At 53.7% G+C, this 14,062-nt stretch carries 12 protein-coding genes and 4 tRNA genes; 12 read left to right on the top strand and 4 right to left on the bottom strand.

Going from position 1 to position 14,062, the window contains the following annotated elements:
• The first annotated feature begins 28 nt into the window (after positions 1-28).
• The 12 genes from rfbA to BZK41_RS22365 all read left to right on the top strand — a co-directional run bounded on the left by rfbA (position 29) and on the right by BZK41_RS22365 (position 9,319).
• On the top strand, positions 29-910 hold the full coding sequence (gene rfbA, locus BZK41_RS22420) for a glucose-1-phosphate thymidylyltransferase RfbA (RefSeq protein ID WP_032945685.1): 882 nt from the start codon (positions 29-31) through the stop codon (positions 908-910).
• Complete coding sequence (gene rffC, locus BZK41_RS22415; protein WP_079939636.1) at positions 888-1,565, top strand: dTDP-4-amino-4,6-dideoxy-D-galactose acyltransferase; 678 nt, start codon at positions 888-890, stop codon at positions 1,563-1,565. The genes rfbA and rffC overlap by 23 nt, the downstream gene beginning before the upstream one ends.
• A 4-nt stretch (positions 1,566-1,569) precedes the next feature.
• On the top strand, positions 1,570-2,700 hold the full coding sequence (rffA, locus tag BZK41_RS22410; protein ID WP_079939635.1) for a dTDP-4-amino-4,6-dideoxygalactose transaminase: 1,131 nt from the start codon (positions 1,570-1,572) through the stop codon (positions 2,698-2,700).
• A gap of 1 nt (position 2,701) precedes the next feature.
• Positions 2,702-3,952 carry a lipid III flippase WzxE gene (gene wzxE, locus BZK41_RS22405; RefSeq protein ID WP_079939634.1) on the top strand — a complete coding sequence of 417 codons (1,251 nt, stop codon included), beginning with the start codon at positions 2,702-2,704 and terminating at the stop codon, positions 3,950-3,952.
• On the top strand, positions 3,949-5,028 hold the full coding sequence (locus tag BZK41_RS22400) for a TDP-N-acetylfucosamine:lipid II N-acetylfucosaminyltransferase (RefSeq protein ID WP_079939633.1): 1,080 nt from the start codon (positions 3,949-3,951) through the stop codon (positions 5,026-5,028). The genes wzxE and BZK41_RS22400 overlap by 4 nt, the downstream gene beginning before the upstream one ends.
• Positions 5,025-6,380, top strand: coding sequence for an ECA oligosaccharide polymerase (gene wzyE / locus BZK41_RS22395; RefSeq protein ID WP_079939632.1), 1,356 nt, complete (start codon positions 5,025-5,027; stop codon positions 6,378-6,380). The genes BZK41_RS22400 and wzyE overlap by 4 nt, the downstream gene beginning before the upstream one ends.
• On the top strand, positions 6,380-7,120 hold the full coding sequence (gene wecG, locus BZK41_RS22390; RefSeq protein ID WP_003828982.1) for a lipopolysaccharide N-acetylmannosaminouronosyltransferase: 741 nt from the start codon (positions 6,380-6,382) through the stop codon (positions 7,118-7,120). Before wzyE ends, wecG begins: the two co-directional genes overlap by 1 nt.
• Positions 7,121-7,398: 278 nt before the next feature.
• Positions 7,399-8,784 carry an amino acid permease gene (locus tag BZK41_RS22385; RefSeq protein ID WP_079939631.1) on the top strand — a complete coding sequence of 462 codons (1,386 nt, stop codon included), beginning with the start codon at positions 7,399-7,401 and terminating at the stop codon, positions 8,782-8,784.
• A 102-nt stretch (positions 8,785-8,886) separates the two neighbouring features.
• A tRNA-Arg gene (locus BZK41_RS22380) sits at positions 8,887-8,963 on the top strand.
• A gap of 56 nt (positions 8,964-9,019) precedes the next feature.
• Positions 9,020-9,095, top strand: a tRNA-His gene (locus BZK41_RS22375).
• Between the two features lie 20 nt (positions 9,096-9,115).
• A tRNA-Leu gene (locus BZK41_RS22370) sits at positions 9,116-9,201 on the top strand.
• A 41-nt stretch (positions 9,202-9,242) separates the two neighbouring features.
• A tRNA-Pro gene (locus tag BZK41_RS22365) sits at positions 9,243-9,319 on the top strand.
• A gap of 582 nt (positions 9,320-9,901) precedes the next feature.
• Here the strand turns inward: BZK41_RS22365 and hemY are convergent.
• Genes hemY through hemC form a run of 4 tightly spaced genes read right to left on the bottom strand, consistent with a single transcriptional unit; the run spans position 9,902 to position 13,985 of the window.
• Entirely contained in the window at positions 9,902-11,101 is a 1,200-nt protein-coding gene (gene hemY, locus BZK41_RS22360; protein ID WP_016151234.1) for a protoheme IX biogenesis protein HemY, read from the bottom strand.
• 2 nt (positions 11,102-11,103) lie between these two features.
• Positions 11,104-12,285, bottom strand: a complete 1,182-nt coding sequence (gene hemX / locus BZK41_RS22355) for a uroporphyrinogen-III C-methyltransferase (protein WP_079939630.1) — start codon at positions 12,283-12,285, stop codon at positions 11,104-11,106.
• A 21-nt stretch (positions 12,286-12,306) separates the two neighbouring features.
• Positions 12,307-13,047 (bottom strand): uroporphyrinogen-III synthase, encoded by a 741-nt coding sequence (hemD, locus tag BZK41_RS22350; RefSeq protein ID WP_079939629.1) that lies wholly within the window; start codon positions 13,045-13,047, stop codon positions 12,307-12,309.
• Complete coding sequence (gene hemC, locus BZK41_RS22345; RefSeq protein WP_079939628.1) at positions 13,044-13,985, bottom strand: hydroxymethylbilane synthase; 942 nt, start codon at positions 13,983-13,985, stop codon at positions 13,044-13,046. Before hemC ends, hemD begins: the two co-directional genes overlap by 4 nt.
• Positions 13,986-14,062 lie beyond the last annotated feature (77 nt).

Raw genomic sequence — 14,062 nt, 5'->3', positions numbered from 1 at the left:
TGGTTTTGGCTCCCGGAGGAGACAACGCATGAAAGGTATCATTCTGGCGGGTGGCTCAGGTACTCGCCTGTATCCCATTACGCGTGGTGTATCGAAGCAGCTATTGCCTATTTACGATAAGCCGATGATTTACTACCCGTTATCCGTATTGATGCTTGCGGGAATTCGCGAAATCCTGATTATCACTACACCGGAAGATAAAGGCTATTTCCAGCGCTTACTGGGCGATGGATCTGAGTTCGGCATTGAATTGCACTATGCTGAGCAACCCAGTCCGGATGGATTAGCGCAGGCGTTTATCATTGGTGAAACGTTCCTTAACGGTGAGCCATCGTGTCTGGTGTTAGGAGACAATATCTTCTTTGGTCAGGGCTTCAGTCCCAAACTGCGTCATGTGGCCGCAAGAACGCAAGGCGCGACGGTGTTTGGTTACCAGGTGATGGATCCTGAACGTTTTGGTGTCGTGGAGTTTGACGATAATTTTCGTGCTATCTCGCTGGAAGAGAAGCCGAAAGCACCAAAATCCAACTGGGCGGTGACCGGGCTCTATTTCTATGACAGCAAAGTGGTGGAATACGCAAAACGCGTAAAACCTTCTGAGCGTGGGGAGCTGGAGATAACGTCTATCAACCAGATGTACCTTGATGATGGGCATTTGACGGTCGAATTGCTCGGGCGTGGTTTTGCCTGGCTGGATACCGGTACGCACGACAGTCTTATCGAAGCGAGCACGTTTGTGCAGACGGTGGAAAAACGCCAGGGTTTTAAAATAGCCTGTCTGGAAGAAATTGCCTGGCGTAACGGTTGGCTGGATGACGAAGGCGTGAAGCGTGCCGCCAGTTCACTGGCCAAAACGGGTTATGGTCAATACCTGCTGGAGCTGCTCCGTGCTCGTCCGCGCCAGTATTGAGCCGCTTAGCTGGGAAAATACGTTCTTTGGCGTGAATAGCGCCATTGTGCGTTTTGACCAACACGCGCCGGTTCTGACTGCGGATTTGTTGCAGCCCTGGTCGCGGGTACAGGCAAAAATTCCTGCCGCCAATACCCAGGAATTAGACGCCCTGCAACAGTTGGGCTTCTCACTGGTTGAAGGTGAAGTGGATTTTGTGCTGCCGGTGACGCGTGCGCATGGTGACTCCGGTGTGCAGGTTGCACAAACTACGGATATTCCTGCATTACGCCAACTGGCAGGACAGGCGTTCGCGCAAAGTCGTTTTCGCGCCCCGTGGTATGCCGCAGATGCCAGCGCGCGTTTTTACGCGCAGTGGATTGAAAACGCGGTGCTGGGGACGTTCGATCATCAATGCCTCGTTTTTCGTACACCGGCAGGTGATATTCGTGGCTATGTCTCGCTGCGTGAACTGAATGCGACTGAGGCGCGAATTGGCCTGCTGGCCGGGCGTGGGGCGGGAGCAGAACTGATGCAGGCCGCGCTTTGCTGGGCGCAGGCTCGCGGTAAAACAACATTGCGCGTGGCGACCCAAATGGGCAATACCGCCGCGCTTAAACGTTACATACACAGTGGTGCGAATGTGGAAAGCACCGCGTATTGGTTATACAGGTGACACGATGATTCCATTTAACGCACCGCCGGTGGTGGGCACTGAACTCGATTACATGCAGTCTGCGATGAACAGCGGAAAACTGTGTGGCGATGGCGGTTTTACCCGTCGCTGCCAGCAGTGGCTGGAGCAGCATTTTGGCAGCGAGAAAGTGCTGCTGACGCCTTCCTGCACCGCATCGCTTGAGATGGCGGCATTGCTGCTGGATATCCAGCCTGGCGATGAAGTCATAATGCCGAGCTACACGTTTGTCTCTACGGCCAATGCTTTCGTGCTGCGCGGTGCGAAAATCGTCTTTGTTGATATCCGCCCGGATACCATGAACATTGACGAAACGCTGATTGAAGCGGCGATCACCGACAAAACCCGCGCTATCGTGCCGGTGCATTACGCGGGCGTAGCCTGTGAAATGGATACCATCATGGCGCTGGCGACCAAACATAACCTGTTTGTCGTGGAAGATGCGGCCCAGGGCGTCATGTCGACTTACAAAGGTCGGGCGCTGGGAACGATTGGTCACATCGGTTGCTTTAGCTTCCATGAGACCAAAAACTATACCGCAGGCGGTGAGGGCGGCGCGACGCTGATTAATGATAAAAAATTAGTCGAACGTGCGGAGATCATCCGTGAAAAAGGGACAAACCGCAGTCAATTTTTCCGCGGTCAGGTGGATAAGTATACCTGGCGTGACATTGGCTCCAGCTATTTGATGTCCGATCTGCAGGCTGCCTATCTGTGGGCGCAACTGGAAGCGGCTGACCGTGTTAACCAGCAGCGCCTGGTGCTGTGGCAGAACTACTACGATGCGCTCGAACCGCTGGCGCGAGCCGGGCGTATTGACCTGCCTTCTGTCCCCGAAAACTGCGTACAAAACGCCCATATGTTTTATATCAAACTGCGCGATATCGACGATCGCACGGCGTTGATTAACTTCTTGAAAGAAGCTGAAATTATGGCGGTGTTCCACTATATCCCGCTGCATGATTGTCCGGCTGGCGATAAATTCGGTGTGTTTTCCGGTGTTGATCGTTACACCACCAAAGAGAGCGAGCGTCTGCTGCGTTTACCGCTGTTCTACAACCTGTCGCCAGTAAACCAGCGAACGGTCATTTCGACCTTACTCAACTATTTCGCCTGATATGTCGCTTGCTAAAGCGTCCTTATGGACGGCAGCCAGTACGCTGGTAAAAATTGGTGCGGGTTTGCTGGTCGTGAAGCTGTTGGCGGTGTCGTTTGGCCCGGCTGGCGTGGGGCAGGCGGGTAACTTCCGCCAGATGGTCACCGTGCTTGGCGTCCTGGCGGGGGCCGGCATTTTCAACGGCGTCACGAAATATGTTGCGCAGCACCATGACGATCCGACCCGGCTCCGTACGGTAGTCGGTACATCTTCCGCGATGGTGCTGGGATTCTCTACGCTGATGGCGGTAATTTTTCTGCTGGCGGCCGCGCCAATCAGTCAGGGATTGTTTGGCCATACTCATTATCAGGGGCTGGTAAGACTGGTTGCGCTGGTGCAGATGGGCATTGCCTGGGCGAACCTGCTTCTTGCGTTGATGAAGGGCTTTCGCGATGCGGCGGGTAACGCGCTGTCGCTGATTGTGGGTAGCCTGGTGGGTGTGGTGGCTTATTATGGCTGTTATCGCCTGGGAGGGTATGAAGGCGCTTTGCTGGGTCTGGCGTTAGTGCCCGCGTTGGTGGTTATCCCTGCAGCCATCATGCTGATTAAACGTGGCACTATTCCGCTGCATTATCTGAAACCCTCATGGGATAACGGTCTGGCTGGACAGCTAAGCAAGTTTACCCTGATGGCGCTGATTACCTCCGTAACGCTGCCTGTGGCATACGTGATGATGCGAAACCTGCTGGCGGCGCAGTATAGCTGGGATGATGTAGGGATCTGGCAGGGGGTAAGCAGTATCTCTGATGCTTATCTGCAATTCATTACCGCTTCATTCAGCGTTTACTTGCTGCCGACGTTGTCGAGGCTGACCGAAAAGCGCGACATCACACGCGAGGTAGTCAAGTCGCTGAAGTTCGTGTTGCCGGCGGTTGCCGCCGCGAGCTTTACTGTTTGGCTGCTGCGTGATTTTGCGATCTGGCTGCTTTTCTCCGCAAAATTCACCGCCATGCGCGATCTGTTTGCCTGGCAACTGGTCGGCGATGTACTGAAAGTTGGGGCGTATGTCTTTGGGTATCTGGTGATCGCGAAAGCATCGCTGCGGTTTTATATTTTGGCTGAAATTAGCCAGTTCATGTTATTGACGGTGTTTGCTCACTGGCTGATCCCTGCACACGGTGCGCTGGGAGCGGCACAGGCTTATATGGCAACGTACATCGTCTATTTTTCTCTTTGTTGTGGCGTGTTTTTACTCTGGCGTAGGCGGGCATGACTGTACTGATTCACGTTCTGGGATCGGATATCCCTCACCATAACCAAACCGTCCTGCGGTTTTTCAACGACTCGCTGGCTGCGACGAGCGAGCACGCGCGCACGTTTATGGTTGCCGGTCAGGATGCGGGATTCAGTGAGAGCTGCCCGGCGTTATCGCTAAGCTTCTACAGCGGGAAAAAGGCGTTGGCTGACGCTGTTATCGCGAAGGCAAAAGCGGATCGTCAACAGCGTTTCTTCTTCCACGGTCAGTTTAACACCAGCCTGTGGCTGGCGTTGCTGAGTGGGGGGATTAAACCGGCGCAGTTTTACTGGCATATCTGGGGCGCTGATTTATACGAAGTCTCCAGTGGGCTGAAATTCCGCCTGTTTTACCCGATTCGCCGCATGGCGCAGAATCGCGTGGGCTGCGTGTTTGCCACGCGGGGCGATTTACGTTATTTCGCCGAGCAACATCCGCATGTACGGGGTGAGTTGCTCTATTTCCCAACGCGAATGGATCCTTCACTCAATAACATGAGCAATGATTGCCAGCGCAGCGGCAAGATGACGGTGCTGGTTGGCAACTCTGGCGACCGCAGCAATGAGCATGTTGCCGCGCTTCGCGCCGTCCATCAGCAGTTCGGTGACTCGGTGAATGTCATTGTGCCGATGGGTTATCCCGCCAATAATGCGGCCTATATCGACGAGGTTCGCCAGGCCGGTCTGGCGTTATTTAGCGCTGATAATCTGCAAATTTTGAGTGAAAAACTGGAATTTGATGCTTATCTCGCGTTACTACGTCAGTGCGATTTGGGTTACTTTATTTTTGCCCGTCAGCAGGGGATCGGTACGCTTTGTTTGCTGATCCAGGCGGGTATTCCGTGCGTGCTCAACCGTGAAAATCCCTTCTGGCAGGATATGGTGGAACAGAATATTCCGGTGTTATTTACCACTGATGATCTCAATGAAGGCGTTGTACGCGAAGCGCAGCGCCAGTTGGCATCGGTAGATAAAAATACTATTACCTTCTTTAGCCCGAATTATCTGCAGCCGTGGCACAACGCGCTGCGCATTGCTTCAGGAGAAACCGTATGAGCCTGATGCAATTCAGCGGTCTGCTGGTAGTCTGGCTGCTCTCCACCTTGTTTATCGCCACGCTGACCTGGTTTGAGTTCCGTCGCGTGCGTTTTAACTTCAATGTTTTCTTCTCATTGTTGTTCTTGCTGACGTTCTTCTTCGGATTCCCGTTAACCAGCATCCTGGTGTTCCGCTTTGATGTGGCAGTGGCTCCGCCGGAGATCCTGCTGCAGGCCTTGCTGTCAGCCGCCTGTTTCTATGCCGTCTACTACGTGACGTATAAAACGCGCTTGCGCAAACGAGTAGAGGATAAGCCGCGCAGACCGCTGTTTACCATCAATCGCGTTGAAGCCCATTTGACCTGGGTTATCCTGATGGCGATTGCGCTGGTGAGCGTGGGCGTCTTCTTTATGCACAACGGCTTCCTGCTGTTCAGACTGCAATCTTACAGCCAGATTTTTTCCAGTGAAGTCTCTGGTGTCGCCCTGAAGCGTTTCTTCTACTTCTTCATTCCGGCGATGCTGGTGGTTTATTTCCTGCGTCAGGACAGCAAAGCGTGGTTGTTCTTCCTGGTGAGCACCGTCGCGTTTGGTTTGCTGACCTATATGATTGTGGGCGGGACGCGTGCCAATATCATTATCGCGTTTGCCATCTTCTTGTTTATCGGCATTATTCGCGGCTGGATTTCGTTGTGGATGTTGGTCGCCGCAGGCGTGCTGGGCATTGTCGGCATGTTCTGGCTGGCGCTGAAACGCTACGGAATGAGCGTTAGCGGCGATGAGGCGTTCTATACGTTCCTGTACCTTACGCGCGACACCTTCTCACCGTGGGAGAACCTGGCGCTGTTGCTGCAGAATTACCACAATATTGAGTTCCAGGGGCTGGCGCCGATCGTCCGTGACTTCTACGTCTTTATCCCCTCCTGGCTGTGGCCTGGGCGGCCGAGTATTGTACTCAACTCAGCAAACTACTTTACCTGGGAAGTGTTGAACAACCACTCAGGACTGGCGATTTCGCCGACGTTAATTGGTTCACTGGTGGTGATGGGCGGGGCGCTGTTTATACCATTAGGCGCGATTGTTGTTGGGCTCATCATCAAGTGGTTCGACTGGCTGTATGAGCTTGGCAATCGCGAAACCAATCGCTATAAGGCGGCGATTTTGCACAGTTTCTGTTTTGGCGCCATTTTCAATATGATCGTTTTGGCACGTGAAGGGCTGGATTCGTTTGTCTCACGAGTAGTCTTTTTCCTCGTGATTTTCGGCGTTTGCCTACTGGTGGCAAAACTGCTGTTCTGGCTATTCGATAGCGCGGGACTCATCCATAAACGAATCAAGTCGCTGCCCCGTACACAGATTGAAGGATCGTAATGACAGATAACACAACTGCGCCGCTGTATTCGTTGCGCGGATTACAACTGATTGGCTGGCGCGATATGCAACATGCGCTGAATTACCTGTTTGCCGAAGGACACCTCAGGTCAGGAACGCTGGTGGCTATCAACGCTGAGAAGATGCTGACAGCAGAAGATAACCCTGAAGTGAGGGAGCTGATCAACGCCGCGGAGTTCAAATATGCGGATGGAATTAGCGTGGTGCGTTCGGTGCGCAAAAAATTCCCGCAGGCGCAGGTTTCACGCGTGGCCGGAGCTGACCTTTGGGAAGCGCTGATGGCGCGAGCCGGGCAAAACGGAACGCCTGTTTTCCTGGTTGGTGGCAAGCCTGAAGTTCTGGCACAAACAGAAGCAAAACTACGTGCGCAGTGGCGCGTGAACATTGTGGGTAGTCAGGACGGTTATTTTGCCCCAGAGCAGCGTCAGGCGTTGTTTGAGCGTATTCACGCCAGCGGTGCGCAAATTGTGACGGTGGCGATGGGCTCGCCGAAACAAGAGATCTTTATGCGTGATTGCCGCAAGACTCACCCTGACGCGCTGTATATGGGCGTGGGGGGCACCTACGACGTCTTTACCGGTCACGTTAAGCGTGCGCCTAAAATCTGGCAAAATCTGGGGCTGGAGTGGCTGTATCGCTTGTTGTCGCAGCCGAGCCGTATTACTCGACAACTTCGCTTATTACGCTATCTCCGCTGGCACTATACCGGCAACCTCTGACGCCCTCTCTCCTCTGGTAAGTAGCGTGATCTGCTAATTACGCTACTTATTCACAACATAATCGCTGCTTTCTCGCACAATCTATTCATTTTTTGAATGCTTTAATTGCCATTTAAGCGATTTTAGGAAACCATTCGCAACAATCATTGCAGTGCCATGGTGTGTTTGGCGCCAGCCGTTAAGCGGTCGGTGCCGTATGGCCTGTTATGGCATAACAAGATGTACCCATAACGAGAACCGGTAATACCGGACAGCATGCAAACACAACAAGAGGATTTATGGCCGAGAACAAACCTGAGCTACAGCGTGGGCTGGAGGCTCGTCACATCGAATTAATTGCCCTTGGGGGCACTATTGGCGTTGGGCTATTTATGGGGGCCGCCAGTACCCTTAAATGGGCGGGACCTTCGGTTCTGCTGGCGTATATCGTCGCCGGGCTGTTCGTCTTTTTCATCATGCGTTCTATGGGGGAGATGTTATTCCTCGAGCCGGTTGCCGGTTCATTTGCTGTTTACGCCCACCGTTATATGAGTCCCTTCTTTGGCTATCTTACCGCCTGGTCATACTGGTTTATGTGGATGGCGGTGGGGATCTCAGAGATTACCGCCATCGGGGTGTACGTACAGTTCTGGTTCCCGGAAATGGCGCAATGGATACCCGCACTGATCGCAGTCGGACTGGTTGCGTTGGCAAACCTCGCAGCGGTTCGCCTGTATGGTGAAATTGAGTTCTGGTTTGCCATGATCAAAGTGACCACCATCATTGTGATGATCGTCATTGGGGTTGGGGTGATTTTCTTCGGCTTCGGCAATGGCGGCCAGGCGATCGGCTTTGGCAACCTGACCGAGCATGGCGGGTTCTTTGCTGGGGGCTGGAAGGGCTTCCTGACGGCATTGTGTATTGTTGTGGCGTCTTACCAGGGCGTGGAGCTGATTGGCATCACTGCAGGGGAAGCGAAGAATCCACAGGTCACGCTGCGTAGCGCGGTGGGTAAAGTGCTGTGGCGCATTCTGATTTTCTACGTTGGTGCGATTTTTGTCATCGTCACTATTTTCCCGTGGAATGAGATTGGCAGCAACGGCAGCCCGTTTGTTCTCACCTTTGCCAAGATTGGTATTACCGCCGCGGCAGGGATTATTAACTTTGTGGTACTGACGGCGGCGCTGTCTGGCTGTAACAGCGGCATGTACAGCTGTGGGCGTATGCTCTACGCGCTGGCAAAGAATCGCCAGCTTCCTGCCGTTGTTGGAAAAGTATCACGCCATGGCGTGCCGGTTGCCGGTGTAGCTATTTCTATCGCGATCCTGCTGATTGGTTCGTGCCTGAACTACATCATTCCTAACCCGCAGCGCGTGTTTGTTTATGTCTATAGCGCCAGCGTGTTGCCGGGGATGGTGCCGTGGTTTGTGATCCTGATAAGCCAGCTGCGTTTCCGTCAGGCGCATAAAGCGGCGATTGCCAGTCATCCATTCCGCTCCATTCTGTTCCCGTGGGCGAATTATTTGACGATGGCGTTCCTGATTTGCGTATTAATTGGCATGTACTTTAATGAAGATACCCGAATGTCGCTTTTTGTTGGCATGGGTTTCTTACTGGCCGTGACGCTCATTTATAAGGTTTTTGGTCTGAATCGTCATGGCGCAGCCCATAAATTGCGGGAATAAGCGACAAAACGCACAAACCATGACCAAACGATAATTTATTTTAAAAAAGCACTAGACAGAAGACCGAGACCTCCGTAATATCCAGCCCCGCAACGGCGCTAAGCGCCCGTAGCTCAGCTGGATAGAGCGCTGCCCTCCGGAGGCAGAGGTCTCAGGTTCGAATCCTGTCGGGCGCACCATTTAGTAGGGTGCCAGAGCTGCGGTGGTTTTAATACCGCGTAAAAGATTTGCAGTGGTGGCTATAGCTCAGTTGGTAGAGCCCTGGATTGTGATTCCAGTTGTCGTGGGTTCGAATCCCATTAGCCACCCCATTAATTTAAAGTTGTGAAATGCGAAGGTGGCGGAATTGGTAGACGCGCTAGCTTCAGGTGTTAGTGTCCTTAGGATGTGGGGGTTCGAGTCCCCCCCCTCGCACCACGACTTAAAGAATTGAACTAAAAATTCAAAAAGCAGTAAAACGGCGAGTAGCGCAGCTTGGTAGCGCAACTGGTTTGGGACCAGTGGGTCGGAGGTTCGAATCCTCTCTCGCCGACCAATTTTGAACCCCGCTTCGGCGGGGTTTTTTGTTTTCTGATTTTCCCTTCTCAGCCTTCGCACCTGCGAATTTCCTGAAGTCTTAAAAAGTCCGAATACCTGGTTTTTGCAGTGCAAACGTGGCATGCGTTGTGCAATAATATGCGGGTAGATGCTCATTCCATCTCTTATGTTCGCCATCTGGCCTCATAAACTCAGGAATGATGCAGAGCCGTTTACGGTGCTTATCGTCCACAGACAGATGTCGCATCTTATATGCTAAATCATTCATGATGTGTCGAGACGGCCAGCACGGGAATCCCCCGGAGCTTACAAAGGTAAGTGACAGGGGTGAGCGTACGCAGCCAACGAAGAGACAGCGTGAAGGATGATGCATATAGCCTCATCAAACACCATGGACATAACGTTGAGTGAAGCACCCATTTATGTTGTCATACAGACCTGTTTAACGCCTGCTCCAAAAGAGCGGGCGTTTTTTTATGCATATACACGTCATCCTTCGTGCTGCTTCCCGAATGATTTGTGTATACGATTGAAAAATATGTAGGCCCGGTAAGCGAAAGCGCCACCGGGCATTCAGGAATTACTGCGGGGGATTGTTGTTCTGCAGCGTCAACATTAGGCCATCACGGCGCATGGTGGCGGCTTCTTCCGGCTGGTGCAGTCTGTCCAGCGCGTCAGCAAGCCAGGCGTAGTCATAAGCATCAGGGCGCTGTTTGAGAGCGGCACGGAAAGCGAGCGTAGCTTCCTGCCATTCCCCATGCTTCATTAACGACTGACCCAGCGTACTCCACAGCAACGGGCGATCGCCCACGGCTTTAATCTGCTGGCGCAGCACTTTTTCTATCTGTTCCGGATTATTGGTTTTCAGACGCGGGATTGGCAGCACCAGGCGGTCATCGTACTGACGTTTCAAACCATCAATGATGACCTGCTGCGCCGTATCGTGATCGTCACACTCAATCAGATGTTCAGCCATCGCCACCTGCAGGGCAACCTGATGGCGGGTTTTACGGTTCTGGTTTTTCCACCATGCACGTAACCCTTCGCTGCCCTGATCGGCGCGGACCTGATCCATCAAGCCAACCCATGCCTGTTGTTCCAGCATAGCGCGGTGCTCGTCATCACCCACATGCGCTTTTGCCATGGATGGGATGATATCCAGCAAGGAGCTCCATGCGCCGGTGCGAATGTAAGCCTGCTCAGCCAGACGCAGTACTTCCGGATGACGTGGCGTCACCTCCAGCAGTTTGTCTACGCTGTGGCGGGCGGCGTGATTTTCATTACGCGCCAGTTGCAGGCGAACGCGAGCGATTTCTACCGGGATCGTATCATTTCCGGCCAGTTCGGCGGCACGCTCAAGGTGTTGGTTGGCGCGCGCTTCGTCACCGCGCTGCTGAGCCGCTTCTGCCGCCAGCAGATAATTCACTACCGGCTGTTCCGCATGATCGGCATTTTTCGACATCAGCTTCTCAACCTGCTGATAGTCACCTTCTGCCAGTTTGAGCAGCGCCTGTTCGGTCTGCTTACGGGCGCGACGACGCTTACGACCCACAAACCACCCACGGGTATGTGCGCCAGTGCGGAAAATTCGGCGCAACAGCCATTCAATCGCAAACAGGACGACCATGGCGACGATCAGGATGATCACCAGGCCCGTCACGCTGGTTTCGATATTGTAGTTATCCGTCTGGATCAGCACGTAACCCTGATGACCGGCTATCATCGGACCGACGACGATCCCGGCGATCAACAGCACAAAGAGCAACAATACTTTTAGCATCATTATTCTCCTTGCGGCGCGGTTGCCGGAGCGTCTGTCGAAGGCGCTGGCGCAGGCGCTGCTGCTACCGGTGCTGTGGCAGGCTGCGCCAGTAAATTACGTACGCGGGTCTGCATTAACTTGTCGAGAATAGCCTGGCTCTGCAGCGTTTCCGGAACATCCATGCTGATGCTTTGCTGGCTCAGTTGGTCTACTTCTTCAAGGAACGCTTTGGTCGCTGCATCGTCGGTGTCGTAGTAAGCACGCACCCATGTGGAGACATTTTCCAGCGCCTGGCGATATGTTTCTTCCTGATGACGCGGCACGGCCTGGGCAGCCACTAACAGGCGGGAACGGATGTTCTCCCGTAAGTAAACATCCTGGTTCGGCGCCAGCAGCGGAACGGCGGTTTCATCACGACGGCGAACGGTGATAAAGCTGTCCATAAAGTTCTGCCAGCTTTTTTGCAGATTGACGCGCCATTCGCTGATCGAGCTGGAAAGCTCGCTGCTGTCAGAATCCATCGGTGAATCGTCGGTGTCATTGTCGGCCAGACGCAGGTTATCAATCTGATTAGAGAGCTGATTCACTTTCAGGATAATGCCGTCATAGTCGACCTGAGTCACCGCGGATAGGCTCGCGATGTCGTCAGTAATCGCACGTCGCGCGGTAATTAAGCTCGGGTCGTTCATATCTGCCAGACTGGCGTCGGCGCTTTTCAACAGCGCCGCGGCGGTGGTGACGTCCTGATCGCTCCATAATTTACGACCGGCCAGTTTCACCAGAAAATCAGCCTGCGCCAGCAGCCATGTACCAGCATCGCTGCCGGAGATGGTGGCGACTTTTTGCTGGACTTCATCAAGCTGTTTGACCAGCGCCGCCTGTTGGCGAGTGGCTTCATCCAGCTGCGTTGCCTGCTGTTTAATAATGCCTTCCAGCTCAGCTTTTTGGCTTTCCTGGGCTTTTTGCAGCGCCGTCAGCTGGTTCGCCAGCGCATCGCTGGTTGCCGTTTGTGTTGTTGCCTGTTGTTTCCCCCAGCCGTATAGGCCAACGCCTGCTGCCAGAGCAATAGCAATCGCCACAGCGCTCAGAATCAGCGCCGTGCTGTTCTTACTCTTTTTTTCAGTATTAACTGGCTGTGACGTGGTTTCCACGGCCTCCCTGGTCTCTTCAACCACGGCGGAGGATTTTTCTTGTTCCGTCATTATGGCATCCCATTATGAGAGTTATTGTAATGCGCGTAGTAGCGCATCGTTGTCGGCGTTATCAGCGACCTTAATATCTTGCCAGCCCAGTTCCCGGGCGAGGTGCGCCAGACGCTCACTGACGACCAGCAGCCGACAGCGTAGTAACCAGTGCTCACGATACCATTGCGGAATGAGCGACCAGAGCTGCTGTAGCATCTCTCCGCTGGTGACAACCACCGTGGTTACGCCACGGGATTGCCAGCGCATCGCTTCTTCTGCACCATCGTAATATTTTGCACTGCGTTGATAACATTCACAAAAATCGACATCGGCTCCGCGTGCCGTCAGGGTTTCACCTATCAGCTCACGGCCACCGTTGCCGCGTAATATAAGCGCGCGTTTTCCCGCAATATTTTGTAATTCAGGTAATTGTAGCAAGACTTCGCTAATTTCCCGATCCAGAGGGTAGTGAATATTGAAGCCGCTAACAGTATGCAGCGCCAGCGCCGTTGTACGGCCAATGGCAAAATAACGCGGAAGGGATGGCCAGCTTTTCTCTTGCTGCTGAAGCTCAGCATCGGCAAAGGTGACCGCGTGCTGCGAGAGGGCGAAGACCAGATCGTTCTCCGTCAGCGCCGACAGTCGGGAAGCAAGCGTTGCCAGCTCCCGACCTGGTGAAAACTCGATGAGTGGAAAACTCCAGGCCACCTGCCCCAGTGTGCGCAGTCGGCTCACTAACTCTTCCCCTGCGGGAGACGGGCGGGTGACCAGAATACTCATGCGGGGGCTTCTCCGTTATAAACTTCCGCCAGAATGGCGCGCGCACCGTTCTCCAGCAGTTCTTCTGCCAGAGAGATGCCCATCTGTTCGGCATCCTGTGTGGCGCCGCGACGTTCTCCGCATACCATCTGTGAACCGTCTGGTGCGCCGACCAGCGCACGTAGCCAAATCTCACCGTCGATGATTTCGGCATAGCTACCAATAGGTACCTGACATCCCCCTTCCAGGCGGGTGTTCATGGCGCGTTCTGCTTTGACGCGTAGCGCTGTCTCTTCATGGTTGAGCGGTGCTAACAGCGCCTGAGTGCGCAGATCGTCGAGTCGACATTCTATGCCTACAGCGCCTTGTCCGACTGCGGGCAGGGAGACTTCCGGCGGCAGAGCGGTACGGACTCGCGACTCAAGACCTAAACGTTTTAATCCGGCGACCGCCAGTATAATGGCGTCATAATCGCCGTTATCCAGTTTGCTGAGGCGCGTGCCTACGTTGCCGCGCAGCGAACGGATGACGAGATCCGGGCGACGCTTTGCCAACTGGCACTGGCGGCGCAAACTGGATGTCCCGACGATGCTGCCTGCGGGGAGTTCATCCAGCGAGTTGTACTTATTTGAGACGAAAGCATCACGCGGATCCTCTCGCTCACAAATGGTGACCAGCCCAAGACCGTCAGGGAATTCAACCGGCACATCCTTCATGGAATGCACAGCGATATCGGCGCGTTTTTCCAGCAGCGCGACTTCCAGCTCTTTAACAAACAACCCTTTCCCCCCGACCTTCGCCAGCGGGGTATCAAGGATCACATCGCCACGGGTTACCATAGGAACCAGTTCCACGATCAGACCGGGGTGGTTTGCCATTAAGGCGTCTTTGACATAATGTGCCTGCCAGAGCGCAAGGGGGCTTTGGCGTGTGGCAATTCTCAAAACATTGTCTAACATGCTTGTTACCGTCATTATCAATCATTGACCATCCTAACATCCTTATCAAAGGGATGTCAGCGTTACGCTCAAACGTA

This window comes from Citrobacter sp. A316 (assembly GCF_002042945.1).
Classification (GTDB): Bacteria; Pseudomonadota; Gammaproteobacteria; order Enterobacterales; family Enterobacteriaceae; genus Citrobacter; species Citrobacter portucalensis.
Note: the sequence above shows the minus strand (reverse complement) of the source record. Positions and strands in the feature narration are given on the sequence as shown.